Origin of the sequence: Pseudoalteromonas rubra (assembly GCF_001482385.1) — a bacterium.
GTDB classification, from domain to species: domain Bacteria; phylum Pseudomonadota; class Gammaproteobacteria; order Enterobacterales; family Alteromonadaceae; genus Pseudoalteromonas; species Pseudoalteromonas ardens.
Window position 1 is genome coordinate 422,993 of the sequence record NZ_CP013612.1, and the last position, 25,999, is coordinate 448,991.

Sequence of the window (25,999 nt, forward strand, 5' to 3'; positions counted from 1 at the left end):
TCAGGCCAGGTAGTAAGACATTCGCTTGAGGATTTTTTCGAGGTACGAGGTTGTACCAATTTGGTAGTCATGCATATCCTGTAGGTCTTCGGTGAGTTTTCCAGCGAGTGAATGGTCAATGGATTTTAAAAAGGCCATTTTATGGTGATATGTGTCCTCAATTAATCCGATTTCGAGGGCTAGCTGCAACCAATAGTGATAGCACTGAATCGCTCCATCAAAATCGATGGCTTGTTTGGAGTAAAACCCCATTGGGACCAGGTAAAAACTCTCATTATCTGACTCGTCTGCATTTAGCCAGTTAGCAATGCGATAATACAAGTCTGCCGCAATGGGTGAAAGTGGCAGTGTCATTGCCATTCTCATGAACATTTTTGTTGTTGATATCAGCTCAGTACAAAGAGATGCGTATTCGGGATTGTGGACTTTCTCGTAAGTCAAAATAAGCAAGTAAGTGAGTGCATCCAGACTATCCTGCTCACTAAGTGCATGAACTGTTTTTCCATAAGGGTGCTTGCGTTTTATATTTCCGCTGGTTGTACGGGCAATACCCTTAGAGGATATGGCCGGTGGCAATGACAGCAAAATCGAGTTAATGTTTGCTTCAGTATAAGGTGTATCTAAAAGTTGCCAGATTGGATGGCAAATAGTTGAGTACATTAAGTCAATTTCGACGTGCAACTGTTTTTGCAATTTCTGCTCAATGTTGCGAACAACGCCTTCTCTCCCGATCACTTCTCCGTCACGCTTTTTATAAAACAGCTTATTTAGGTTGTGCTTTTTGGTTAGAGCACTTTTCGAGCCGTCTTCTGCATATAGTAGCTTTTTGGTCACCTGGTAAGGATTTTTTGATTCAGTGATGTTTTGAATAAAAGAAGCAAAGTAACGAGTCGCCAGGCTTTTACTTGGTCGTGAAAGGCGTTTGTAGTCATGGAAGTTGAGCATAAAAAGTTGTGCATTTCAATGTACACAGTGACCTATAAAAGCAAAGTGAAGTTAAGTCAGTGATTTAGAGTTCATCGTTTATGAAAATCCATATCTTTAATCTAATAATAAGGCCTTTGATGGTTTTTGCCAGCTTGACTAGGCTTACTCAGTTGCGTTTAGTTTACCTTTGAAGGGGGTTGTCTGTGAGTGAAGCGATTGACCCAGAATGTAAGGCGCTTGCACTGCAATTGGAGCAAGATTTACTGGGATTATACGCTAGCCCGATACTATCTGGTGAGCAGTTGAGGTTAGCCATGGGGTATAGAAGTGTTGAGGCACTTCGGCAGTCTATTGTTCGTAACACCATTCCTATCAAGATATTCACTATTCAAAACCGCAGGGGGCGTTATGCATTAACCAAAGACGTCGCACTCTGGCTGGCACAGCAAAGAACCGATTCAAGTGATACTTAACGTCTGGAGGTACTAAATGATTGTATAGCGTGTTTTATTTTTGCCGGAGCTAGAAAGCAGAAGGCCCGAGTTGGTCCCTCGAGCCCTATGTGTTGATTGTCGAGTTGTATACGCCGACTCCTCAATCCTAGTTCCTCACTGCACTTAGGTCAAGCTTTCTACTGCGAAGGCTGGTGATGCTTTGTGCTTGTTTTTTACATGAGGAAAGAAAATATGAGTTATTTAAAGCCACTGAAGCGGCGCAGGCTGGTGAAGCTAGTTTTAGTAACGCAGCACTCGAATAAAAAAATTGCTGGCATAGTCGGTGTTTCAGAAAATACCGTTAAGAGCTACCGGCTGAAATGTGAGCAAAAGTCAATCAAGGTAGAAATGGTGGATGATGCCAATGACAGCGAACTTGCCAACATATTTGGTGTCGGGCAAAAGGTTTCCTGTTCAAGTCTTAAGTGCCCACCTTTAGACTGGGTTCATGATTTGATGCAAGAAAGGCATCAAACACTGATGCAAATTTGGCACTCTACTCGCCTTCAGGATCCTGAAAACTTTATCAGTTATTCTCAGTTTACACATCGGTACCGAGCTTATGTGAAAAAGCTGGATATCAGTATGCGACAAACATATTCACCCGGTGAAGTTGCCTTTGTTGATTTCGCAGGAAAACGAATTCAGATAAAAGATCCTGAGTCGGGCAAGTTAACTTGGGTAGAGATTTTTGTCTTAGTCTTGGGCTACTCGCAGTATATCTTTGCGTGTGCAGTCAATTCACAGAAAACAGAAAACTTTTGCCTTGCACAGCAAAAAGGATTTGAGTTTTTAGGTTGTGTACCGAGAGCAATTGTCCCTGACAACTTAAAGGCTGCCGTTATTAAAGCGGGTAAAGAGCCGCATCTAAACGCAGCATACGAAGAGTTTGCAGATCATCACGGAACGACGATTGAGCCTGCCAGAGTTAGAAAGCCGAAGGATAAATCACTAGGAGAGCTTGGCGTGTTGCTTGTAACCCGGTGGATTACAGTCGTTTTACGAAGAAGAACCTTCTTTAGCATTGAGGAGCTAAACAAGGAAATTGCTCGGTTACTTGTTGTGTTAAACAATCGACCGTTTAAACGATTTCCGGGTAGCAGGTATCAACGGTTTCACGAGGTAGAGAGAGCAGCGATGCAGCCGCTAAATAGCACGGCGTTTGAGTATGGGGCATGGAGTTATAACCGTACAGTCGGAAAAGATTATCATGTCGATATTGAAGGGCATTTCTACTCAATACCTTATCAGTTCAGACATGAAAAAGTGGATGTGAAAGTTTGTGCCGACAAGGTTGAGATCTATCAAAACCATGAGCACCTGACCACTCATAAACGCAGCTTTGTAGTAAATGGAACGACAACAAACAATGACCACAGACCATATAACCATAAAAAGTATGCCCAGATGCACAAATCATTCTTTCTCGCTTGGGCATCCGGAATTGGTGAAGGGGCCATTAAAGTCGTCTCTGAACAATTCAAAAATAAGAGTGACCATTCGTCAAAGGCCTGTCAGGCCTGTGAAAAATTGAAAGTACTTGAGAACGATTTTGGGGTGACACGTTTTGAAAAAGCGTGTGAATGTGCATTAAGAATACACTCGCCAACTTACACAAGCATTAAGTCAATCCTACAGTGCCGCATCGATGAGCACGAAATGGTGGAGGAAGGGGGCGAGGGCAACCTGCCGGAGCATTCTAACATCAGAGGCCCAGAGTATTACAAAGGCCTAAGGGGGTCTCATGTATAAACAGCAGGTATTCGACAAGCTGGAAGGTCTGGGCTTAAGCGCTGCGGCAAAAAGGTTAGACTCAATCCTTTCTTCTCCGGATAGTGCTTCTCGACCTGTACTGGATATTGTTGCTGATTTGGCTGACGCTCAAGATGCTGAAAATATGAGGAAAAAGCTAGAGCGTATGTTGAAAAACGCGAAGTTGAAACAGTCCAGTGCATGTATAGAAGACATAGACTATAGCCCTCAAAGAGGTATTGATAAAAAGCTCATCGAATCTCTGTGTGAATGCTCATGGATTGAAAAAGCTCTGATTATTATATTGTCCGGTAGTGCAGGTGCAGGGAAAAGCTGGTTGGCATGTGCATTAGCGAATAAAGCGATCAGAGAAGGCTTTAGTGCTTTATATAAACGATGTAGCTTTTTATACGAAGAATGGGAAGTTGCCGCAAGAGACGGCTCAATATCTAAGGTCCGTAGGCAGCTCAAGCGACCGCGAGTAATAATCCTGGACGATTGGGGGATGACTCCTTTGAATGCCCGAAATAGGCAGGACTTGCTTGATATGCTTGAAGACAGAGCAGGCTGCGGCGCAATGATCATCACTTCCCAACTACCGGTTGAAAAATGGCATGAGTATATTGGTGAGCCAACTGCTGCGGATGCCATCATGGACCGTATTGTACACCGGGCCCATATCATTCAGTTGCATGGCGAATCAATGCGCAAGCTCCACTCTCCTATCGCGGAGGAAAACTCATGAATAACATGACTCAGCCTGAACATATTCGGCAATTTGATCTGCAAATTCGTACGCAAACGCTGCCTTTGCTCTGTGAGCATTACAGACAGTCTTTTCAGGCGTCTGCACGGGCAAAACACTATGTACGGGAGCAACTTGGTGAGGCGTGTAGCCTGCCCGGGCAAACAATGCTGGGGTTTGCGGATCGCACTATGGGTAATCGCCTGCCAGCGCCCCGCAGTGCAGAAGGACAGCTGGTGCGTGGTGTTCTAAAACGGTTGGGCATCATCAGGCCCAGTGGCCATGAAGTGTTGAGCGGGTGCATCATCGTCTTTCTGCAACAGGCCGAACAGTTACATGCGATATACGGTGAACGCATTGGCAGAAGGCGCAAAGGCGCATTTCAGCGGTTGTGGATACCCCTGTCGCATGAAAGCCTGAGGCAATCACTGCCAGAGGGGTTTAAGCCTGTATATGAGCTGGCGATGTGCCTGAGCCAACTCCGGCGGGAGGTGTAAGATGAACCCTCGAATTAACAGCGCCACACGACAGCTGCTTGATCGTAACGATCAGTACAGGATGGCCGATGGGTTGTCGCTGATGACCATTGACAAGCAGCGCAATAATCATGAGTTGTTCTTTGCCTGGCTGCACGCTCAGGGCATTGAAAGTGCGGAGCAGGTAACGAAAGCTTGTTTCGAGCAATACAAAGTCTACTTGTGTCGCCATATTAGCCCGAAAACACATGCACAGCTGAATGCCACAACGCGACGAAAACGTGCAGCAGACATTCGCACATTGTTCAAAGAGCTGGCCTATACGGGGCTCATTACTGAAGATCCTCTGGTGAGCGCCAGAATACCTAAGGCACCACGGCCCGTCGTGACCGCCTTTCTGAGCGAAGAAGAAATTGAATGGTTAATGTATCAGACCCGGCCATACGGCCTCACCGGCTTGCGCGATAGAGCCATTTTGGAGTGTTACTACGGCACTGCTGCACGACGTATGGAAGCCGGAAAGTTGCAGTTGCAGGACGTACGGACTGACTCAGACAAATGCGCCATACTGGTCAGAAAAGGCAAAGGTGGTAAAGGTCGCTACACCCCTTTGTATCCCAGAACGGTATCCTGGCTGAACGCTTATCTGAACTTTGCCAGACCAAAGCTGGCGAAACTGAATTCGGGGACTCACTTCTTTTTGGATAACCAGGGAAAACCGTTTAATGCGTCACAGCTAAGCAGGCTGGTAAAAAAGTATCTGCTGATGGCGGGTCTTGACGTTGGGGCTGCCTGCAATGTACTCCGGCATTCGGCCGCCACACATTTGCTACAACACGGTGCGGATGTGAGGTGTATTCAGGAGTACCTCGGACATGCCGACATTTCTACAACTCAGGTCTATCTGAGTGTTACTCAGGTGCAATTAAGGGAAACGCTGAGCCGATGCCACCCGGCGGCCAGGTCGCAGGCAATGGCAGACAGTAAGCTACATGACTATATCAGGGAAGATGTGTAGTTGAGACCGTGATGTTTATGGACATTAACAGGGTTTTATATCTCAATTTGTGATATTTTTGAGACATATCTTTTATCTTTATAATATACTTATCTCAAAATTCAGGTGTTTTGAGATAAGTATATGATTAAGCATCCACCGCAATTGACTCACACTGATCCACTGACCTGGATCACTGAGCATGCCCCTAAAGAGCTCTCCCGTTATTTTGATCACGCCTCCGTGGTTGATGACAAGGGGCGCTACCTGCACTATGACGAATTACGGTTTCGTCTGCCAAAAGGGCTGGAACTGGACATTGCCTGGAGCCTTATCAAGAAAGCCAGAAGTAAACAGCTGAGCCCCGTACTGCCATTGGATGAACCCGAGCGGCAGGCCCGTTTCTATCTGACACCGACCATGCAGAAGGCAATCTCAGAGGCAGACAGGCATGCAACCAGCGCCTCACTCGAGTACATGTGCAGTAAAGTAGGCGAAGAAAAACACTTTGAATATTTGCTTAATGACCTGATCGAGGACGAAGCCATTAGTAGCAGCCAACTGGAGGGGGCTGCTACCACAACAAAAGTGGCAAAAGATCTGCTCAAGCGAGCAAGAAAGCCAAGGACGCCAGACGAGAAAATGATCATTGGCAATTTTAAAATGATGCAATTCGCCTGGCAAAACCGCCACAAACGGTTGTCCATTGACCTTATTCAGTCCATGCACCAAATCGGTGTGGAGTCGATTGATGATGAAAAATACCACCCCGGCGCGTTCAGGCAGACAGATGATGTTGAAGTGGCTGATGCTGAGGGCAACACGGTACACACCCCACCGCCAGCAAACCGAATTCACGAGCGGCTGGAGCAGTTTATTGCCTGGGTAAATCAGGACCATCAGGATGTCGAAAGCAGTCACTATTTGCATCCACTTATTAAAGCAATCGTTATGCACTTTGTGATTGGATTTGAGCACCCATTCAGGGATGGAAATGGCCGCGTAGCGCGCTCGTTATTTTACTGGTACATGTTCAAAAATGACTACGCGGCCTTCAGGTATATAGCCATCAGCGTGCTACTTAAAGCAGCCCCTATCCAATATGGAAAAAGCTACTTATACACTGAAACGGACGACCTGGATCTAACCTACTTCATTGACTACCAGTGCAAAATTGTAGGTCGTGCGATTGGCGAATTTAAGCATGCCTATGAGAATAACCTGAGAGAGTCTGAAGCGTTCACCCGCTGGCTATGGGACTCCGGCCTGTTCAGTAAGCTCAGTGACAAACAAAAAACGCTGTTTATGGTGGCAAAAAGCGGTAAGACCAAGCAGTTTACAGCGGTTAATGTGAAAGAAAACCTGGGCTGCTCATACAATACCGCACGAGATGCCTTAAACGGCCTGGTTGAGCTGAACCTATTTGAAAAAGAAAAAGCAGGCAAGGAATGGGTATTCACGATGCGCAGCAAAACAGCAATTATTGAGAGCTGGGGGTAAGGCAATGAACAAGAATGGCCAAATATAGCTACGGGCCATTCTTACCTACAAAGTGGCGAGTTTAGCCAAAGTTTTGGCCTGACGAAGTTTGATAAGGCTGGTTTCAGATCTGACGATTTGCCTGCCTTCACTGGTACTCAGATCTAAATCGGACTTCACCTTGATAGCTGGCCTGTGTACCAGTTTTACACCATAATCTTTCATGTTACACCTATAGAATAGCCAGCTTTCCTGACTTGAATACAAGCAATAAGTTTTTATACGCTTTTAGGAAAGCATGGTGAGCTATGATACCGCATTGAGGGTTTCAGGCACCAAAATAATCATAGAACAAATATAGCGAGAGCTGATTGAGAGGGATCCAAGATCACATTCGCCCATATGAATGGTCGGATCTACGATGCAGACACGGGTAGGTTTATGCAGGCGGATCCGGTGGTGCAGGCACCGAGTAATTTGCAGAATTACAATGCTTATTCTTATGTGTTGAATAATCCGCTGAGTTATACGGATCCGAGTGGGTATTTGTTTAAGAAGCTTGGCAGCTTGTATAAAAAGTATTGGCAAGGGACTGTAGGCAACGCACTACGCGCAATTGCCAAAGTACCGGTCCTTAATGCGGCTGCTCAAATTGGGATTGGGATAGTATGTAATGCGGCGGCTCCTGCTTGTTTGGGGGCGTACAATGCAGCGCAAACTTATGCTGTGACGGGAGATTTTGGTGCAGCGTTAAAGAGTGGTGCTATATCTGCGGCCTCTGCTTATGCATTCCAGCAGGTAGGGGAGCATTTTAAAGGAGAATTTGGAAATTTCGCGACCGCTGAACTATCGGAGCAACTGGCTTGGGCCGGTAGTCACGCGCTTGTTGGTGGTGTATCTAGCGTCTTGTCGGGCGGCAAATTTGGCCATGGGTTTATTGCGGCTGGCTTTACTAAAATGGCCATGGGCAATGCCGGGTTTAATATGAATAACCGCGAATGGTCAGCAATCGCAGGTAGAACGGCTGTAGCTGCTATTGTCGGTGGTACAGCGAGTGCGATTACCGGTGGCAAGTTCTCAAATGGCGCACGAACAGCGGCTATGATGCACTTGTTGAATGCTGAGATGCGATTCAATGGCAAGAAATTGAAATGGATAGATGATGAAGGAAATGTCAAGAAGGAGTGGGATGCGGTATCGGGTAGAGATGGAGCTACTGCAGATCAACAGAATGTAAAAGATGTTGGCCCTATACCTGAAGGTGAATATTATGTGGAGCAGCATCGTTTGCAAGATTGGGAATCTCTTCCTGACGAGTATAAATTAGCTGCTATCATGAAAGCGGGTCCTTGGCCGGGCGGAAAGATTGCGTGGGGGGAACACCGAGTATGGCTTTCGCCAGAGTACGGGACTGAAACTTATGGAAGAAGTGGATTTTCTATCCATGGTGGCATGTATCCTGGTTCGGCAGGCTGTATAGATTTGACATCCAACATGTCTGATTTTGTAAGGTATTTTAAAAGTTACAATCAGGATATTATATTGAAGGTAAATTACGAGTGAAGATGTTTATTGTTTTTTTTAATGTTTTATTTTTACTTGTTGGGTTGTTTATTCTTGGTTTGTATTTAAAGTCACCAAGTGATTATATTTTTGGTTCTGAGGTGTATGGTTTTTGGTATTCCTCAAGTTCTCATTATTGGGGTTATATTTTTTTGGTAAATCTACTTCCATTCTTGTCAACTCTTTTATTTTTTAAAAAAAAGAGATGGTTAAGTTCTTTTCTGTTGCTAGTTAACTTTTATATCGTTTTTCTTTGAAAAAAAGTTAAAGATAGGAATAGTGGTACCCATTCAAGTTGGCGCTCAGTGAGCGCCTTTTTTCTGTGCAATCAAGCCAGCACGGTGTGCAGTGGAAATCAGCGCTGGCATGCACAACTGACCAGCGGAGGATGCATTTGCGGCCAGTCCCACCACCCAGTTACAAGCCGGTGCTTTAGTCGCTGATGTTGCTTATCAGGTTGGGTTTTCATCCCCTGCCTATTTTAGTAGTTGCTTTAAAGCAGAGTTTAATATGTCTCCGCAGCATTATACGAAGCAGTATGAGAAAGAGTCTGAGCAGCGAGAGTAAATCAACGAAAAAAGGCACAATGTGTGCCTTTTTTATATTTAATCAATTATATAGTTCAACATGATTATTTGTTTATATAGTATCTTGATTACATGTTGTAACATTCGACCCTGTAGCATGTGGTCTGCTATTTAGGTTGGTTACCGCTCCTCCCTGTACCCGCGGTGTAAATTGAGCTTGCATTGCTTGAATACCTGACAGGTTCTTCATCTTTTTTGTTTTTAGAGTAAGTTTCATAATGGTCTCCGTTTTGTTATGTCACCGGGGATTACTTTTACACTTTCGGAGCCGCTTGTAAATGGCCAAGTTACCAAAACGAGTACATATTCCGCCCCCATCTGGGGAGTGTATTTTATTTGAGAAAGCAGCTTTAGATTGCGGCATTTTTTTGGGGGGGACTCCCCGAGACTCATTGTAGAGAGTCAATCAGTCAGTACATACCGACACGCAGTAAGAATGTTATTTGAGCGACTAACTTTATTTTGAGCGCTATTTAATGATTGATTACTAACTTTTATTTGATCACAGCCTTGTTCTTACGTCTTTACTCTTGTCTAATAGCTGCGAATTTGTGCCGTTTGGGTACAAATCACATAAAAAAGGAATAACAATGAAGACAAAAGCAACAAAAGCCCTGATTGCAGGGTTATTACTTTCACCTGTGCTTAGTGCACACGCTGCGCTCGACCCGACAAAAGGATATTCTGATCCGTATAACTTTAACTCACATAGCAAATGTAGTTATGAGCAAAAAGGTCTGAATTATTCAAATGACTCAGATAGCTACTACAACGCTTATTTTCGCAACAAAGTATCGCCCTATGACTATCTGAACAGAACCCTTAACGAGCGTTTGCTGCGCGGTAGTTACTATAGTCTGGATAATCAGCTTTTTTACGTGGGTGGACAAAATGTACCTAAGTATTCAGGCCCGGCATCAACAGGATCAGCCAAAGCGGCACCGATGGCTGTTCAGCGTGGCGACTGGACTTATTACATCATCAATGGGGCACATTCAGACTGCGCCTTGAATGCGCCTGCGCCAAATAAAGGGTATGAACGTTTGGTGTACGCAGTGGGTGCCTACAACCACAAAACGGGCATGATCAAAGAGCCTGTGATTGTGCATGTTAAAGATACCAGTGATTTTCATGATACGGCCGTCATTAATGTTGACAGCCAGGGCTATGTTTATGTGTTTATCTCTGGACGCAACTCAACCCGGGGTGGCCTGATTTACCGCTCATCGAACAAGCACGATAACTTCTTCGCACATTTAGGCTCATTCAAACTGGTCGATGCGAAAAACGAACGCGGCCTGACACTGGACAGAGACCATAACTGTACTGACAGCAGCAAGAGCTGCTACAACCTGGGCTTTACCTATCCGCAGGCTTGGTGGGTTAATAACAAGTTTGTACTACTGAATACTCGTTATATCCAGACACCTACTGAGGTGACAAATGAGTACAAACAAACCGCGCGTCGCCAGCTTTATATGACAGAATACCTGCCACAATCGGGTGGCCTGACGGCCCTGACAAGTAAAAAGCTGGTTGCACTGGATGATAAACTGAGCTTTGGTCACTATTCAGTAAGTACTGAGCGCAATGGCGTATTGGCCATGGCCTTTAATGTGCATATGCCAGACAGCTGCACACTGAAAACAGGTGCACGAAGTGAGTGTCTTGCGCTTGGTAAAAATGGCATAAAACAAAACCGACATGTTCCTAACGACAACCGCACTAACCTGTACTTTATGTATTCCAGAGATGGCGGCAAAACCTGGAAGAACGCTAAACACAGGACGCTTATTGACACAAGTCGTGGGCAATACGTTAATACGCTGAGTAAGCTCAACGAAGCCTTGTTATATCAGCCAGATACCAGTGTTGATATCGTCAGTGGTTACAACCCTTACAGAACTACGATTAAAAAGCGTATTTACGTTAAAGACCTGGACATCACCACTAATGGGTATGGTGGTTACCTGACCTCTTTGAAAGTACTGGTAACAGAGGCCGATGGTATTCACGGATTTGTACCAAAAACATCAGCAGACTCTCGTCGTATGATCCGCGCATTGGTAATCGATCAGAATGGCAACAAAGAGTATGTTGGCTGTTACAACTCAGCTGATTGCTGGGCTGATCACGCTTATTCATCGGGTACGGTGATCTCTCATGGTCAAAGCGGTTACAGTGAACTTGCTTTCCCAATGTCCAGCGGTGACAAGCTGGCCGGAGGTAAAGTACATCTGTATAACAGCAATCTGAAAACAGCGGGTGACGTGAAAGTATGGAGCTATATGGGCGCACAACACTACCGTGACCCGAACGAGGTAAACTATATCCGTAAGGTACATAATGCCAAATCAATCACCGGTCAGGAGCCTGTGTATTTTTGGGCGCAAATGGCGAATAAATCCCGTGTGGATCTGGTGCTCTCTGGTCGCTACGGTCAGCAAGTACAGTTGACTGGCAACTTTGGTACAAGCAAGAAATTGGCGTGCCCAACGCGCTACGTGTTTAATCGCTGTACAACCGAAGATAACACGATGTAATTACACATCTGCACCGACCCCGAAGTTACCGCCGGGGTCGGCTTTATTTTTTCCCAGCACCTGCCCTTATCATAGCAGTTGTCGGACCTTTCGTAGCCCGAGCCCCAGAGCCTACGGTATCAAATCTGATCAACGCTCCATACTGTCATCCCGGCTGCTGAGCTCTTCGTTATCAGGCCTCCGTGCTTTTCGTCACCCCAGCCCCTAAGCCGGGAGTCACCTACCGAAAACACCCAAAGCCCAAACTACCCGCACTGATCAAAACACTGTACTGTCTTCTTGTCAGTGTAACTCACTGTAACAGCGCCAAAAGCACATTGAGTTAGGATAAAAGGTTAACCAAAAGCCCGCCACCCCCTCAATCTCCAAGCATTTCTGGTCAACAATCCAAGTTGTAATCAAAAGTTGTACAATTGTTTTAAAGTCGCTAACAACAGCAGATAAAAAGCTACTCAACCAGAAAAAAGTGTTGTAAATTAATCATGCGCCTGCACCAAATGATGGTCCACCTGATTACGGTTTAACTGATAGCCGTCTAACTCTTAATCGTCAAAAGAAGGGCAGGCACACAGTAAGAACAGTAAGAACAGTAAGAACAGTAAGAACAGTTTAAAGTGTCGCGCAAAGGAAGTTGTAACCGCCGAACAACAGGCAATGAGCCGGGAAGTTCCCTAAATGCCATTACCTGTCCCACTGCATCATCTCCTTACCAGCTACACCACAGAGTAAACGGGTGAGTGATGTCAGACTCCACATTAGAATACTACAGCCGCAACGCAGCCAGTTTTGCCGAGGCAACCTTCACGGTCGATATGCAGCCACTGTACGACGTGTTTTTACCCGCTATACCCAAAGGCGGCAAAATCCTGGATGCCGGTTGCGGCTCAGGCCGAGATGCACTGGCGTTTAAAAACCTCGGCTACCGGGTGGAAGCCTTCGATGCCTGCGCCGAGCTTGCCAACATCGCCAGCTTCCACCTGGAACAACCCGTCGGCTGCTTCAGTTTCGACGAACTCAGAGACATCAATACTTATGACGCCATCTGGTGCTGCGCCAGCCTGTTACATGTCCCCATGGCAGAGCTCTCGGCGGTTTTTCAGCGCCTGCAAAAAGCACTCAAACCAGAAGGCATCATCTACATCTCGTTTAAATACGGAGAGGGCGAACGCACCACAGATGGCCGCGCATTCAGCGACCTCACAGAGCAAAGCCTGAACACTTTGCTTGCACAAAACACCGGCCTTAAAGCCTGCAAAACCTGGCAAACCGGCGACCAACGCCCCGGCCGCGAACACGAACGCTGGCTTAATGCTTTGTTAGAAAGGGTGGGTGGTGAATAATTTTAGTCAGAGTACCGTATTGCAAAATAGCGCACGTCAGCTGACGACGGGTGGCACCGACCCCTTATTGCCAAAGCTTGTGCATGCCATTAACCATGCCGACGAAATAGAAATCACAGTGTCTTTTATTCAGCCAAGCGGTCTGGCGTTGTTGTTTGACCCTCTGCTTGAGGCATTACGCAGTGGCGCGCAATTAAAACTGCTCACTTCTGATTATCTCGACATTACCAGTCCAGTGGCATTACGGGAGCTAATGACTCTGGTTGAGCGCGGCGCTGATATTCGCATCTATGAAAGCGATAAAAACCAGAGCTTTCATATGAAGTCGTATATTTTTGTCAAAACGCAGGAAAACAGCGCAGAGATTGCAGCGGGCTGCGCTTTTATCGGCTCAAACAATATCAGTAAAAGTGCGTTAACAACGGGGCTTGAATGGTGTTTTCGACATGACTACACCCATCCACCAGGCAGCAAAGGTGCCTGCGAATTCAACCATATTCGCCAGTCTTTTGCTGAGCTGTTTTCTCATAGCAACGTCAGAACTCTGTGCCATAGCTGGATTGATAGCTATATAAATAGACGGAATGCGCCGCAGTTTATGGTGGCCGCAGAAGCGGAAGACGTGAGTGATGCAGAGCCTGTTACCCCGCGTGCTGATCAACAGCTGGCTCTGGATGCGCTGGCAAACACACGTCGTCAGGGATTTAGGCGGGGACTTGTGGTGCTGGCAACCGGAATGGGAAAAACCTGGCTTTCGGTATTTGATGCGCAGCAAATGCATGCAAAGCGAATTTTGTTTGTTGCCCATCGTGAGGAAATCCTGACTCAGGCCCAGCGTACATTTGCGCGCCTGTTACAATGCAAAACCGGGTTATATACGGGCAAAAAGAAAGATGCGGACGCTGATTGTCTTTTTGCATCGGTCCAGACGTTAGGTCAAAACCGCCATCTACAGCGGTTTGCTCAGGATCATTTTGATTATATTGTGGTGGATGAATTTCATCATGCCAGTGCCCAGGTGTACCGGGCATTGCTCAATTATTTTACACCACAGTTTTTATTGGGCTTGACTGCCACGCCGGAACGTACCGATCAGGCCGATATTCTAGGACTGTGTGATAATAATCTGGTGTTTGAACGCAATCTTACTCAGGGGATTGATAACGGCACCCTGGTGCCATTTCAATATTATGGCATTTGGGATCAGGACGTTGATTACACCGCAATTCCCTGGCGCAATGGCCGGTTCGATCCGGACGCACTGGAAAATCAGTTTGCCACCAGTAAACGGGCGGCACATGCATTAAAAGAATGGCAAGCGCGCAAGCAGCAACGCACGCTGGCATTTTGCATTTCTAAACGCCATGCCGAACACATGGCTGGATACTTTAATAATGCCGGTGTCAAGGCATTGGCAGTATACAGCGACTCTCAGATACGTCGTAATGATGCACTCGAACAGCTTGAGCAAGGACAGGTTGAGATTGTATTTTCCGTTGATTTATTTAACGAAGGCACCGACTTACCCAGCATTGATACTGTACTGATGCTGCGGCCCAGCGATTCCAAGATTCTTTTTTTACAGCAGCTTGGTCGAGGATTGCGTACTTGTGAAGGCAAAACCCACCTTACTGTGCTGGATTTTATTGGCAACCACCATAGCTTTTTGAACAAACCGGCGGCGCTACTTGATGCGCAAGGCGCAAAAGGGATCACGCAAGCACTGAGAGATCCGAAATTGCCCGAAGGGTGTTTCATTAACTTTGACCTGGAGATCACTGACTTTTGGCAGCAACTGGCCAAAATACAACGCACCACAGCACTGGAAGATTATGAGCATCTGGCGCAGTTGCTTGGTCATAGCCCGAGTGCGAGCGAGTTTTATCGTCACTACGGCGACCTGAAAAAAGTAAATAAACAACACGGCAGCTGGTTTTCGATGCTGGCCGATATCGGTGACCAAATCAGCGCTGACTGGTTAGCGCCTTACGTTGATTTTCTGTTTAATTCTGTACAGCAAACCAGTATGACTAAGTGCTTTAAGGCCATTTTATTGCAAGCTTTTATACAGCTCGATGGCTTCAGGGCTGCGCCAACCCTGACGAGCTTGGCTAAAGTCAGTGCCGCAATTTTAGCACGTTACCCACACCTTAAAGCACACGACCTGCCTGAATCTAAACGAGCACTGGAACCGGACAGCCAGGCCTGGTTCAGCTACTGGCTGGGCAACCCCATAGAAGCCTTTACCGGGCTTAAAAAAGCCAAACAAGGCACAACCTGGTTTAAGGTCGAAAAAAACGGCGAAGATCTGCAAACAGCCCGGCTGGTTGCTCAAGTGAATATTGGCCAGCTCCCGGACCAAGATATCGACAAGCTGGCAGACTGCGTTGCAGAGCTTATTGAACTCAGACTAGCTGAATACACTCAGCGCATTGAAAACAAGCGCATTTCAGAGCCTCAAGCAGCAACCCCTGAGCCGGATGACGAAAAAGAGCCAGATAGACCAGAGCAGCAAAGTGAACCCGAGAGCACCAATGTGGTTCAGTTGCCGTATTTCCCCAATCTGAAAATTGCCTGCGGCCATTTTAAAACCGGTGACGACAGCGACATGACATGGCGCCCCGCGCCTGAAGGGGTTGGGCGAATAGACCCGGATAAACACTTTCTGGCACACGCCAGCGGCAACTCAATGAATGGCGGTAAAAATCCCATTCTGGACGGCGATTTATTGGTACTGGAGCGCATCAGCAGCGACAACGCTGGTTCAATCACAGGCACCACTATCGCCATTGAACGATTTGACGAATCGGGCGACGCCCAGTTTTTACTACGAGACGTGCAAAAAGAATACAACGAAGAGGGCGAAGTCAGATACCTGCTGGTCGCTCGCAACCCGGATTACAAAACCATTATCGCGGATGATAGTTTCGTGACGTTTGCGCGGTTGAGGTGATTCAACCGCTTAGCAGCTTTGAGTTGTAGGTTGTTTTACTATAATCTAATCTCTTTCGGCACTTGTTATCCATTTCAGAAAGAGATCTAGTGTTCTGAACACTTTAAAGACCTTGTCTTCAACTGATTCTACTTTGTTTGTAAGCCAAGTGTATGCTTCTTTTTTATAACCCTCCCCGTCAAAGACGATGACCAAATGCTTTTCTGGCGTACCGAGCATAGACTGAAAGAAGAAAGGAAACTTTTGGTCTACCGAGCCTGATTTTTCTTGCCTGTGCGCTTCTACTCTAACTAGCCCGTATTGTGCTGAGTTTATTAAAAATGAGCTTTGGCGATCAGCACCATACATGTCTTTGTAAGTTTGTCATGTACAAAAAGAATTGGGTTTAAGGTTTTCATCTGGGCTAAGTGAGAAACCCAAGTCAATTAATGCCGTTTCCAGTTCTTTACAAAACCTTCGGTTAGACTCTTGGGGAGTAGCAGAGTCCCTAACTGTACTTGAGAGCTCTTTAAAAAGAGGCATTTGAGATTCCATAATCATATCCTTATTAGAAAATTCATATGTTGAATGCTTTTTGTACTTTAATTACATGTCAGATGTCAAAAAATAAGCAAAACTCTTTGATATGGAACCATATAGTGACCAGAAACTCTGAACTTTTAACTCAACCCACCGCTAATTTCCCTGCCTCATGCCAGATATCATTCGGCATGGGGTGGTGTAATTTCCAGGTGATATCCATAGGTTGGCTACCCTGATGCTGAACGTAGCTGACCTCGCCAAAATTGACAAACCCCATGGTTCTGCCGTTTTCGTCTTTGTTTTGTTCGCGAACAAACAAAAATAATCGTTTTCCTGTTTCTTTATGCTGGATATAACTCAGCCCCTTACCGCGTTCGGGGCGGGCTGTGTTCTGGCTTTGCCAGTGGAAAAGGGTAGGGCTGATGGCGTAATCATTGTATAAAGTTGTGGGTGAGTAAACTTTTTCGCATTTATTTAGAGTGACAAACAAAATCTCAATATTCAGAGACTTGAACTCCTTGACGCCTTCGCGTGATGATGAGCGTTTTGCAAAGGTGTGCTCTCCCATGGCCGCGAAGATCTGTTCTCGAGTGTATCGGCTATGTAGCTGTAGTGCTTTGTTAGGCAAAGATGCCAGTGGGTGTTCTAAGTGTTCGACATGGTTGATTAAAATAGATAATACGTCTTTTAGCTCAGCAGTTAGAACGGGATGGTTCAATGCTTTAAGGCCCGCGGCAACGGATTTCGAGTTTGCCTGATTTTGTGGTGTTTCCCAAAAGTTGTAAAACGCCATCATAGCCAAAGCATCTTTTGTTTTTCTATCAAACTGTTTGACTTGTGATACATCGAACTGGTTGTCACACAAAGCATGCAGAAAGCTCAGATAGGTAAGTGAGTTACACACCAGCAGTTGGGTATTGATTGCACGGTTATAAGCCTTAATGAGTAATAGTTCACGCTCAACCAATTGAGGTTGAGTCAGAATATGCCATCGGCTTATGCCAGATTGTGTGGCCTTATAGGCATCCTCAAGCGTGACACTGGGATTAACCTGTAGAAAATTGGCCAGGGTCAATGGCAGGTTGGTGTCTTGTGCAAAGCGGTTAACTAGGGCTCTTAACCTGTTTAAGTTATTCTCCGCTTTACGAATATTATTGAGAATAACTTCTTTGCTTTGTTTTTGCAGCTCAATGCGACAACCCAGCGGCACATGTGGAAAATCGTCTTTAATTTCATTGCCGATGGCAGTATTTGTTTTGCCTATCAGGCCTCTGAATTTGGTGGCGAAATCGTATTCTGGTCTGGCATTGCCGACAAAATCGAGTACGGTACAGCACTCTTTTTCATCATTGCTAAGCCGCAGGCCCCGACCTAGTTGTTGTAAGAACAATGTCAGGCTTTCGGTTGGACGTAAGAATAACAGTGTATCTATTTCTGGAATATCGACACCCTCGTTAAAAATGTCTATCACACACAAAATATTAATGTCGCCGGTGCGCAGGGCCGTTTGCATCTTGTGTCTTTCTTGGGTGTTATCGCTGGTTAACACATTTGCGCTTATGCCATTTAAATTGAATTGCTTTGCCATGAAATTGGCATGTGCTTTACTAACGCAGAATGCTAGCGCTTTGATGTGATGCACGTTGACGAGAATATCCTGCATACTGGCGATAATTTTTCGCGCTCTTTGGTCGTTATGCGTGTATAGCTGTGTAAGCGCGGCTATATCGTAGCGTCCTTGTTTCCATGGAATAGTGCGTAAGTCAGTGTCATCATCCACCGCAAAGTAATGGAATGGACATAAGTGCCTTTGGTTGATTGCTTCTGGCAATCGTAATTCTGCTGCAATGACCCCATCAAAGTCGTTTAGGATATTTCCGCCATCCTGCCTTTCAGGTGTAGCTGTAAGGCCCAGTAGTATTTCAGGAATAAAGTGCTTTAAAATATCTCGATAACTACGCGCTGCTATATGATGTACTTCGTCTATCACTATGTAGTCAAAGTAATCGGCTGTCAGGTTTAGGGAGTCAAGCTGGTTGTTGAGTGTTTGCACTGATGCAAAGAGCTGACGATAATGCTCTGGTTTATGGTTACCAACCCAAAGTTCCCCAAATTGGTTGTCTTTTAAAACAGCTCTGAAAGCGCCTCTGGCTTGTTTTAATATTTCTTCACGATGCGCAACAAAGAGCAATTTGGCATCTGGCTTGTCTTTGATAAATTGCTGAAAGTCGAAAGCGGAAATAAGTGTTTTACCGGTACCGGTTGCAGCCACTACCAGGTTTTTAGTGCGATTGTGGAGTGTTCGTTCAGCACTGAGTTTATCAAGTATGGTGCGTTGATGAGGTTTAGGGGCTAAGTCAAAATAACAGTGGCTGACATCTGAGAACTGATCTTTATCGTTTGATAAGGCTGCTTTGAGTTTCTGCTTACAGGTTTCCTGACCGGTGTATAACTCAAATTCATCTGACTCCCAATAGGTTTCAAAAGTACTGAGCGACTTTTTGATAATATGGGGGATTTCCTGGCTGGTGATCTTTAAGTTCCACTCCAATCCGCTTGATAGCGCAGAGTAAGAGAGGTTGGAAGAGCCAATATAGCCTGTATGAAACCCGTTGTTACGCATGAATAAATAAGACTTTGCGTGAAGCCTTTCACTGCGCGTGTTGTAGCTGATTTTGATTTCGGTGTTCGGTAAACCTGCCAAAAAGTCAATTGCGCGTTGATCTGTAGCCCCCATGTATGAGGTGGTAATGACCTTTAGTTTTTTGCCGCTTTGGGTAAACTCTTGCAGCACCTCTTTGAATATGCGGATCCCGGTCCAACGTATAAACGAGACCAGCCAATATATTGTATCTGAGGACTGTATTTCTCGCTTTAGCTCGCTCTCCAAAGACAAGCCCGCATTAGCACCAGAGAACAACTCGCTTTGAGTAAGCCCGGTTTGAGGAAAGATGGTATTACTATATTGTGCCAGGTCAGCTGCCAAAGGATTACGCTTATCAAATAAGGCCGTGAGTATTTTCCCCTGTGTATTAACTAAGTTCTCTTCGATGCTATGTGCGTCACTAAGCTGATCTTTAAGCCAAAAAACAAACTTGTTAGCGAGCTGGATCTGTTGTTCCAAACGGTTTTTTTCGCCCGCAGGTATGCGGTCGATAGCAAGTTGCATGAGTTTTGACATAAAACGTGAGAGCCAAATGGCTGCTTCATCACTTTCTAGCTGACGTTCGCCAACATAAAAGCGCTCTCGATCAAGTTGTTGCTCTACTACCTGTGTGATTAGTTGTTCATAGATGCCAAACTGCTGCACGGGCTATCCTTACTGTTTTTATGTGCTTGAAACGCTTTTAGTTTAAATCCTTTGTGAAGATCATTAAAGCATTGAATACAATTCGCCCTCAACCTTGGTAACTCTTTATTCACAATTGTGAAGCAAAAAGTCAATCAGCGCATTTTATCATCAGATTGGGCAATAAATTACTCGTTAATGAAACTCTAAAAATAAGTAAAAGGACTGAGAAAAGAAAAAACTGATTATTGCTGTTGCACTTAGCGCGTGTGCGTTTTTTCTGCGGCCAGAGAAGTGGTGTTACATAATGTGGGTGTTTATGCCAACAGCTCAGTAAAGCTGGATGTATGGGCGACTGCCTACAATGCGTATGGTTATTGCCATATCAATGGGTTTGATGATGCAGTTCGTTTTACCACTAAGTGTGGTGAAGACGAGTCTACTTTTGCTCGCTATGCCGGTGGCACTAAGTGGGTTCAAAAAGACAGCGGTTCAAAAAATCGCTGTTATGAGCTAATTGAAACGGTGACTTGTACAGATAATTAATAACAGTCTGTTGGCAGCATTGTCCGCTGACTGAATTTATAACTATCTTAAATTGAGCTTTTGGCTGCGTAAGCGGCCTTTTTTATGCTGTTCTTTGCTGTCTTCACGCTTTTCCTGTTGGGGAAGACACTTCTTTGACTCCCTTCGAATAGGTGCTTCTGGTATCGCAAATCACTTTGAATATATGCCATTTGGCCAACATGAATAGTGTGCACTATACGACCAAAATCTAATGCTATCAGGCTTTTGCTTGTACCTCTAATGTGGTTACATTGTAATCGTCTGTAATTGCTTTTGCTGTAGATGTTGTGCGACTGTAGTACCTGCCAATAGCGTGGTACCCAATTGAATGTAATGGTGATAAGCAGATTACAGGTCTGGTTTTGCGAACCCGGATTACTACGCACTCATTATTTGGCTAAATGACAGCGATATCTTTGTGGTTGTGAGTTACACAAAGCTGAGCGTATATGCTCGCCGCTTATGCGATCTGCGCCATAGGTATTTTGACAAATCGGGTGTTTGTTGATTCCGGTCTCATGTGAACCATCTGGATATTCAGATGGCCTTTATAGCAATGCCAGGCTCCCTGTGTGGCATTGCTTTTTTTATGTCGTACTTTGTCGTGGTTATACAAGGCTAGCCATCTTTAACGCTGCATAAGTGCATACTTAATGAGCGAACAAACGGTTTTTTTTGTATAACAGCTGTTATTTAATGGTTAATGCCTTTACCTTCGCGCTGCTGGGCGGTATAACACACTAAACTCATGCAAAAACAATTTTCTATGTCTATTCAGTTGATTAAAAAAGCTGTAAAAGCCTTTTCGGCAAATAGTGAGCTCCAGCCAGATATTCTTTACATTGAAGGATATTTAATGGGGCTGGGTGTTGCATTGCAGCCCCCTTTGCCAAGTGAATGGCTTGAGCACTTATTTGGTCACTACACACTTGAACATGCTAAGCAATTAGAAGCAGTGATGGATTTCTATACCTTGTGCTTTCGCAGAATGGTTCGAGATGAAAATACCTTACCTAAGCAATGCATAGTATCTAAAACGGATCCACAAGACAGTCTGAGCGCTGGCAAACCCTTACCGCTGTATTGCATGGGGATGTTGCGTGCGCTTACCTGGATAAATACTGAGCATATCAATGCAGAGCAGCGTCAGCAGTTACAGTGGCTAAAAGAAATTCTGCGTGGCTTTACCAGTTATGAGCAGGCCAAAAAAGAGTTTGAAGACGACTGTGGGGACTTTACTAAAGTGCTGTTAAAACAGCGCCGCATGATCCCCACGTATGTCGCCAATACGGCTTACGCCATGCGCTTTGCCGACGATATGGTTGAAGTGCTGGGCGAGTATGGCATTACTGACGAAGAAATGCTTGAGCAAGCCCACGAAGTGTTTAACGACATGCTGGAAGAAGTCTTAGACCGCGACGATGAGGCAGCGATTGCAGAATTCGACAGTCTGGTTAAACGGTTTGAAGAGAACATGATCACCCCCGATTTTAGAACCGAAAATATGGGGGTTTTCTGGAAAATGCATGAGACACGGCCTTATATGATGCTGCGTGCTAAGCGGGCACATTTAAATCTGTGTTATGGCAACCCCGATAAAGCTGCTGAAGAGCTGCAGGATCTGCTTAAGCTGAATCCCAATGATAATCAGGGCAACCGGTATTTATTGCTGAATTGCTTTATTGTTATGCAGGACTGGGCGCAGCTGAGAGACTGTTTGGGCCAGTTTAGCGAGTACTCAACATTTACTCAGGCAGCACATGCCCTTATGCTGTATGCCACAGAGGGAGATTCACCCCATAGTCGCGAAGCCAAAAAAGCTCTTAAGGATCGTAATAGTCACTTTCAGAGGATAGCGACCGGGCAGAAAAAGGCAAAACCTTGTCTTGATACTTATACGCCGGGCAGTGAAGAAGAAGTCGATTATTACCTTGAGGCGGGCGGTAAAAAAGCCTGGCTGAGTGTAGAGGGCAGCTTATTCTGGCTGCGACAGAAGTAACGGGTTTTATCAACCATGATAGCTCGTCTTGTTAGATTGCTCACCAAAAGGTCAAAGCCTAAGCGATGGGCCGACCAGCCTTTTGAGTATGTTGAAGACAAAAATATGCTTTGGTGCCCCTGTGTAAAAGGCCCTCTTGAAAAAGGCAGCCCTATACTCAAAATGCTTGAAGAAGGCACCTTAACCATGGGGCATGTACGAAAAGACCCTTATGCGGGCTTGTATGACGCCCGAAACTACGACTGGCGCGAAGACCCTGATAATCAACCCTAGTTATTTTTGAATTGCTTGTAACAAGGTCTTGAGTGCGAACGCTATCCAATCACTCATGACTTCAGCGACCTGTTTTGTTTGTCTGCCTGTTCCAGTTGATAACACTTCACACCACCTTCTGATAAACATTTGTACCTGGGCAATCTCGGTATAATCAGTTGCTGAGCTGTCTGCAAGCAGTTCCTGTGTCGAAGCATGAGATAGCGGTGTGTCGGGGCAGGAGATGACCGTGGGCGGTATTATGTGTGGCGTTAATTTGGCGGCAGAACGGGCTTTAATCGCTGTACCCGATAACCATAATATTTGGGTTGAAAGGGAGATGTGTAAATTTATGCTAGACTCAAATTTGGGGTGAGTGATTGAAAAGGTTCGATTGTTGTATGCTGGAGCGCTGTAAGTCTCTGACTGGTATAGCCATCATTTCATATCTGCTGCTGGTTAGCCATACTGCATTTTCTACAGAGTTGGTGGTGGGGTTTGGCCTGAGTCGTCCACCCTATGTGGATGAACGCAGTGGCTCTGGTATTAGTGTTGAGCTATTTAAACAGGCAGCGGCGCCTTTAGGCTGGCAATACAAAACTTTGTTTGTATCTATTAAACGAATGCAGCGTTTACTCGAACGCGGTGACATAGATGTCGCGGTTGAAATGTCTCGTGCTCAACCTGGCTTGTATTATTCCGTGCCTTTTATCTCTTATAGTAACTATGCTATCCACAGCCGCGATCCAAGTTTCACTCTGACCTCAATGCAAGAGCTTGCCAGGCACAGTATCTGCGCGTGGCAAAATGCGTCAGAACACCTTGAGCTCACCAAGATTGTGGCGAGCAAAGAAGACTATCTGGAATTTTCAAAGCAACGGGAGCAAGTGATTGAATGGTTGAACGGCAAGTGTGACGTGATCCTCATTGATGATACTTTGCTGCGCTGGCATTTGTCTGAACTCAATCAGTCATCCTCGGTTTACATCAATAATCAATGGGGTAAAGTACTGCTGCCATTCGAAAATAACCCGCTGTGGTTTTATGTCGCATTTAATGACGCACAACTCAGGGATGCGTTTAACACCAGCCTGACTAAACTGATCCAGACGGGCCGTTACCAGAAAATAAGAGAATACTGGCACAGCGCAGCACACAAGGAGTAATACGGATTTTGTATACATAGCTGGTATGATAACAGGCATCACCCAAGATACCTCACTCGTCAAGGAGGCGGAGTATGAAAGACTGGAAATCAAGCCTGGTACTGGCTGCTTTGTGTACGTGTAGAAAAATCTCTATTGGAGAAGATTTTTGCGCTAGATTTAGCCGAACTGTGCGTCCGGCTATGAATATATTAATGAGCGATTACGAAAATACGACCCACTTTTGACCTGCAAGCATTTTCCTACAAGGTACTTTTAGGGTAGACATCTCAAGCGCCATTAGAGAGCGACTTGGATTTCTTTTCCTTCGGTAATGTACTGATATCAATAATACCAATGCTTTTCGGATCGTGAGGGAGGTTACTTGTTCCACCACCGACACCTCCTTTAACGTGTTTCAAAAGCTCAGTTTCTAGCTTGTGTATTGTAAAACCCTTCGTTTTCGTATTCCTACTATCTGATTTGGCAATACATTTTCACAGTCTTTGATGAATATATTAATCAGTCTTATTAAAAAAACTTAACCTGATTTCTTCTTAGGAAGAGGTGGTATGTAAACAGCTTCGCGTTCTGGGAGGCCTGGGCCACCACCACCACCACCGCCACCTGTACCAGCATGAATTTTTACTAATAATTTAGTTGGAATTTTGTCCTTCATAATATTTCTCCCGTAGAGGTGTTTTGACAGTGTAAGTTAGGAGTGCACATATACCAAAAATATGCAAGCCGATCTGAATGGGGTTTCGGAATATAAGTTTAATATAGGGGTTATCTATTACATACAGCTTGTAGAGCCATATCTCTATGTAAACAATGAAATTAATAACAAAATTAAGGCCAAATATCAGCAGTAGACCAATCTCCTGCAGAGAATAATGATGAGATTCACAAACCCGTCTAAAAAAGTCCGAACCTGTTTTATTATATAGCCAGTTAGATATTGCTTTTCTGTATACAATCGGGACAACAAACATGATATCCAATACCATACAGTACAGGTAGTGGTGAGTGGTCCATGATAAACTTGTCTTGTATAGTACTTCGTCAATTAGCTCTACAATGAGCAACAGAAAAAGAAAGAAACGCGAACACTCATATTTCCACGTAATCAATAAAGCAAATATAATTAAAGGAAGTGGGGCATATGTAATAAAAGTACCAAAATCCATCCTAAGACTCCTTTTCTTCTTGTTCTTCTTGTTCTTCTTTGGTGCCAGACTCTTCTTCTTCGCTCGATAAGAAGCCCAAGTACGTTGTCACCATATCTTTACCAAAGATCAGAAATATATCCAGCAGTTGGGCACTGGTCATTTCTGTTTTTCCACTCTCCCAGTTACTCACGGTAGATTGGTCGACTTTTGAGGACATTTTGGCAGCCAATTCCCGTTGGCTCAAGCCCATTTCAATGCGCATTTGGCGAATACAGCGTTGCATTTGCACTTTGAATTTTTCTATTTGACGTTTTCTCTTCCCTGGACTGTTTTTCATGTTTTTTCCTGTAAGAGGTTCAATGAATATATTTTACATAATTGTAACGCACCTGCAATGTTTGCGATCATGTTTCCATCATTTGATGAAAATTTTCATCGCAACACTGTACCGCGTAGGGCTCATGTTTAATTTCATTGTTTTTTGGCTCGTTTAGTGATTTGTTAACTGGCTATGTTATCTAGTGAGCTTGAGTAATCTGTTTATTTGGCAAAGCCTTGCGCAGTTTTGCCTAATGAAACGTGCTGGGAGAGCTGTCTGTGTATTGTCTGGTTATTATTCACAGCATTGTGCTCGTAAGCTTGTTGATGGTCTGACTTGCACTCAGGCTGTAACCCTGACGCCATTCGGCAAGGCGTCAGAGCAACTCACTTCTAATTATGCGGGCGATGGAGGTCAGGTCGGTCTGGCGCTGCATGGCTTCACTTTTGCTGATCCCTTTAATGGCTTCGTAATCATCCAGAAAAAAGGCACTATCGTATTTACTGGAACGACTGCATTTGACATAAACCAGTACATAGCAATATTGAAATATTTGGTCCAATGAGCGGAAGAAGTCGATATCGCTGGCGCTGATGTTTGGCTTTACCGTTTCGTTAAGGCGATTGAGATAAACATGCTTGATATATACTGAGCGACCATTGCGAGAGTACTTAGCAATATCATGAACACCCTGATTAAAAACGGTTTTAATTGTTACATCGCTCAATGGGACTAAGTTTGAAGTAAACATATCCGTGCCGGATTTATGAGCAGACGTAGCCCACGACTTAAATTGTTCAAACATGTCTTGTCTCCTTCAAGTGTTATTATTCAATAAGTTATCTGTACAAGCTGCACTTTCCTTTGGCCTTACCTTC

The 25,999-nt window shown here is 45.0% G+C and carries 21 protein-coding genes and 1 pseudogene; 15 read left to right on the forward strand and 7 right to left on the reverse strand.

From position 1 onward, the window contains the following. Positions 1–945, reverse strand: coding sequence for a hypothetical protein (locus AT705_RS21060; protein ID WP_058798329.1), 945 nt, complete (start codon positions 943–945; stop codon positions 1–3). Positions 946–1,130: 185 nt separating this feature from the next. Between AT705_RS21060 and AT705_RS21065 the strand changes: the two genes are divergently transcribed. The 6 genes from AT705_RS21065 to AT705_RS21090 all read left to right on the forward strand — a co-directional run bounded on the left by AT705_RS21065 (position 1,131) and on the right by AT705_RS21090 (position 6,891). Next, positions 1,131–1,400, forward strand: a complete 270-nt coding sequence (locus AT705_RS21065) for a hypothetical protein (protein WP_208856794.1) — start codon at positions 1,131–1,133, stop codon at positions 1,398–1,400. A gap of 213 nt (positions 1,401–1,613) precedes the next feature. Next, positions 1,614–3,173, forward strand: coding sequence for an IS21 family transposase (istA, locus tag AT705_RS21070; RefSeq protein WP_058798330.1), 1,560 nt, complete (start codon positions 1,614–1,616; stop codon positions 3,171–3,173). Beyond that, the gene (istB, locus tag AT705_RS21075) at positions 3,166–3,918 is read left to right on the forward strand and encodes an IS21-like element helper ATPase IstB (RefSeq protein WP_058798331.1); all 753 of its coding nucleotides are present in this window, start codon (positions 3,166–3,168) and stop codon (positions 3,916–3,918) included. The genes istA and istB overlap by 8 nt, the downstream gene beginning before the upstream one ends. Further along, the gene (locus AT705_RS21080; protein WP_058798332.1) at positions 3,915–4,415 is read left to right on the forward strand and encodes a hypothetical protein; all 501 of its coding nucleotides are present in this window, start codon (positions 3,915–3,917) and stop codon (positions 4,413–4,415) included. Before istB ends, AT705_RS21080 begins: the two co-directional genes overlap by 4 nt. A 1-nt stretch (position 4,416) precedes the next feature. After that, complete coding sequence (locus AT705_RS25985) at positions 4,417–5,412, forward strand: tyrosine-type recombinase/integrase (protein WP_058798333.1); 996 nt, start codon at positions 4,417–4,419, stop codon at positions 5,410–5,412. A gap of 123 nt (positions 5,413–5,535) precedes the next feature. After that, entirely contained in the window at positions 5,536–6,891 is a 1,356-nt protein-coding gene (locus AT705_RS21090; protein WP_010387415.1) for a Fic family protein, read from the forward strand. A gap of 45 nt (positions 6,892–6,936) precedes the next feature. Here AT705_RS21090 and AT705_RS25410 read toward each other — a convergent pair whose 3' ends face one another. Beyond that, positions 6,937–7,095, reverse strand: a complete 159-nt coding sequence (locus tag AT705_RS25410) for an acetyltransferase (protein WP_157576943.1) — start codon at positions 7,093–7,095, stop codon at positions 6,937–6,939. A 216-nt stretch (positions 7,096–7,311) separates the two neighbouring features. Here AT705_RS25410 and AT705_RS21095 point away from each other — a divergent pair, with 216 nt between their 5' ends. The 5 genes and pseudogenes from AT705_RS21095 (at position 7,312) to AT705_RS21115 (ending at position 15,856) form a co-directional block, all read left to right on the forward strand. Then, positions 7,312–8,433, forward strand: coding sequence for a tlde1 domain-containing protein (locus tag AT705_RS21095; protein ID WP_237113872.1), 1,122 nt, complete (start codon positions 7,312–7,314; stop codon positions 8,431–8,433). 429 nt (positions 8,434–8,862) lie between these two features. Then, positions 8,863–9,000, forward strand: a pseudogene (locus tag AT705_RS26115) (helix-turn-helix domain-containing protein); the annotation flags it as partial. A gap of 610 nt (positions 9,001–9,610) precedes the next feature. Then, positions 9,611–11,563, forward strand: coding sequence for a BNR-4 repeat-containing protein (locus tag AT705_RS21105; protein ID WP_058798336.1), 1,953 nt, complete (start codon positions 9,611–9,613; stop codon positions 11,561–11,563). A 740-nt stretch (positions 11,564–12,303) separates the two neighbouring features. Continuing rightward, the gene (locus tag AT705_RS21110; protein ID WP_058798337.1) at positions 12,304–12,903 is read left to right on the forward strand and encodes a class I SAM-dependent methyltransferase; all 600 of its coding nucleotides are present in this window, start codon (positions 12,304–12,306) and stop codon (positions 12,901–12,903) included. Beyond that, positions 12,896–15,856 carry a DEAD/DEAH box helicase family protein gene (locus AT705_RS21115; protein WP_058798918.1) on the forward strand — a complete coding sequence of 987 codons (2,961 nt, stop codon included), beginning with the start codon at positions 12,896–12,898 and terminating at the stop codon, positions 15,854–15,856. Before AT705_RS21110 ends, AT705_RS21115 begins: the two co-directional genes overlap by 8 nt. A gap of 45 nt (positions 15,857–15,901) precedes the next feature. Here the strand turns inward: AT705_RS21115 and AT705_RS26120 are convergent, their stop codons facing one another. Together AT705_RS26120 and AT705_RS21125 are read right to left on the reverse strand one after the other, a co-directional pair. Further along, complete coding sequence (locus AT705_RS26120) at positions 15,902–16,204, reverse strand: PD-(D/E)XK nuclease superfamily protein (RefSeq protein WP_058798338.1); 303 nt, start codon at positions 16,202–16,204, stop codon at positions 15,902–15,904. Between the two features lie 316 nt (positions 16,205–16,520). After that, positions 16,521–19,688 carry a DEAD/DEAH box helicase gene (locus AT705_RS21125; protein ID WP_058798339.1) on the reverse strand — a complete coding sequence of 1,056 codons (3,168 nt, stop codon included), beginning with the start codon at positions 19,686–19,688 and terminating at the stop codon, positions 16,521–16,523. A gap of 246 nt (positions 19,689–19,934) precedes the next feature. Between AT705_RS21125 and AT705_RS21130 the strand changes: the two genes are divergently transcribed. The 4 genes from AT705_RS21130 to AT705_RS21145 all read left to right on the forward strand — a co-directional run bounded on the left by AT705_RS21130 (position 19,935) and on the right by AT705_RS21145 (position 23,651). After that, on the forward strand, positions 19,935–20,213 hold the full coding sequence (locus AT705_RS21130; RefSeq protein ID WP_058798340.1) for a hypothetical protein: 279 nt from the start codon (positions 19,935–19,937) through the stop codon (positions 20,211–20,213). A 787-nt stretch (positions 20,214–21,000) separates the two neighbouring features. After that, entirely contained in the window at positions 21,001–22,233 is a 1,233-nt protein-coding gene (locus AT705_RS21135) for a UPF0149 family protein (protein WP_058798341.1), read from the forward strand. 105 nt (positions 22,234–22,338) lie between these two features. Beyond that, entirely contained in the window at positions 22,339–22,506 is a 168-nt protein-coding gene (locus tag AT705_RS21140) for a hypothetical protein (RefSeq protein WP_157576944.1), read from the forward strand. A 380-nt stretch (positions 22,507–22,886) separates the two neighbouring features. Next, a complete protein-coding gene (locus AT705_RS21145) occupies positions 22,887–23,651 on the forward strand; it encodes a substrate-binding periplasmic protein (protein WP_058798343.1) in 765 nt (254 codons plus the stop codon). A gap of 520 nt (positions 23,652–24,171) precedes the next feature. Here AT705_RS21145 and AT705_RS25415 read toward each other — a convergent pair. The 3 genes from AT705_RS25415 to AT705_RS21160 all read right to left on the reverse strand — a co-directional run bounded on the left by AT705_RS25415 (position 24,172) and on the right by AT705_RS21160 (position 25,926). After that, positions 24,172–24,309 (reverse strand): hypothetical protein, encoded by a 138-nt coding sequence (locus AT705_RS25415; RefSeq protein ID WP_157576945.1) that lies wholly within the window; start codon positions 24,307–24,309, stop codon positions 24,172–24,174. A gap of 512 nt (positions 24,310–24,821) precedes the next feature. Beyond that, on the reverse strand, positions 24,822–25,139 hold the full coding sequence (locus AT705_RS21155; RefSeq protein ID WP_058798345.1) for a helix-turn-helix domain-containing protein: 318 nt from the start codon (positions 25,137–25,139) through the stop codon (positions 24,822–24,824). A 358-nt stretch (positions 25,140–25,497) separates the two neighbouring features. After that, complete coding sequence (locus AT705_RS21160; protein ID WP_010380912.1) at positions 25,498–25,926, reverse strand: hypothetical protein; 429 nt, start codon at positions 25,924–25,926, stop codon at positions 25,498–25,500. Positions 25,927–25,999: the final 73 nt, after the last annotated feature.

What these genes read in the sequence shown, in the direction of transcription:
- AT705_RS21080 (WP_058798332.1), top strand. Translation starts at nt 3,915, where the DNA reads ATGAATAACATGACTCAGCCTGAACATATTCGGCAATTTGATCTGCAA.
- AT705_RS21160 (WP_010380912.1), bottom strand. Translation starts at nt 25,926, where the DNA reads ATGTTTGAACAATTTAAGTCGTGGGCTACGTCTGCTCATAAATCCGGC.
- AT705_RS21090 (WP_010387415.1), top strand. Translation starts at nt 5,536, where the DNA reads ATGATTAAGCATCCACCGCAATTGACTCACACTGATCCACTGACCTGG.
- AT705_RS21105 (WP_058798336.1), top strand. Translation starts at nt 9,611, where the DNA reads ATGAAGACAAAAGCAACAAAAGCCCTGATTGCAGGGTTATTACTTTCA.
- istA (WP_058798330.1), top strand. Translation starts at nt 1,614, where the DNA reads ATGAGTTATTTAAAGCCACTGAAGCGGCGCAGGCTGGTGAAGCTAGTT.
- AT705_RS21155 (WP_058798345.1), bottom strand. Translation starts at nt 25,139, where the DNA reads ATGAAAAACAGTCCAGGGAAGAGAAAACGTCAAATAGAAAAATTCAAA.
- AT705_RS21060 (WP_058798329.1), bottom strand. Translation starts at nt 945, where the DNA reads ATGCTCAACTTCCATGACTACAAACGCCTTTCACGACCAAGTAAAAGC.
- AT705_RS25985 (WP_058798333.1), top strand. Translation starts at nt 4,417, where the DNA reads ATGAACCCTCGAATTAACAGCGCCACACGACAGCTGCTTGATCGTAAC.
- AT705_RS21095 (WP_237113872.1), top strand. Translation starts at nt 7,312, where the DNA reads ATGCAGGCGGATCCGGTGGTGCAGGCACCGAGTAATTTGCAGAATTAC.
- AT705_RS25415 (WP_157576945.1), bottom strand. Translation starts at nt 24,309, where the DNA reads ATGAAGGACAAAATTCCAACTAAATTATTAGTAAAAATTCATGCTGGT.
- AT705_RS25410 (WP_157576943.1), bottom strand. Translation starts at nt 7,095, where the DNA reads ATGAAAGATTATGGTGTAAAACTGGTACACAGGCCAGCTATCAAGGTG.
- AT705_RS21135 (WP_058798341.1), top strand. Translation starts at nt 21,001, where the DNA reads ATGTCTATTCAGTTGATTAAAAAAGCTGTAAAAGCCTTTTCGGCAAAT.
- istB (WP_058798331.1), top strand. Translation starts at nt 3,166, where the DNA reads ATGTATAAACAGCAGGTATTCGACAAGCTGGAAGGTCTGGGCTTAAGC.
- AT705_RS26120 (WP_058798338.1), bottom strand. Translation starts at nt 16,204, where the DNA reads ATGTATGGTGCTGATCGCCAAAGCTCATTTTTAATAAACTCAGCACAA.
- AT705_RS21140 (WP_157576944.1), top strand. Translation starts at nt 22,339, where the DNA reads ATGCTTTGGTGCCCCTGTGTAAAAGGCCCTCTTGAAAAAGGCAGCCCT.
- AT705_RS21110 (WP_058798337.1), top strand. Translation starts at nt 12,304, where the DNA reads ATGTCAGACTCCACATTAGAATACTACAGCCGCAACGCAGCCAGTTTT.
- AT705_RS21145 (WP_058798343.1), top strand. Translation starts at nt 22,887, where the DNA reads ATGCTGGAGCGCTGTAAGTCTCTGACTGGTATAGCCATCATTTCATAT.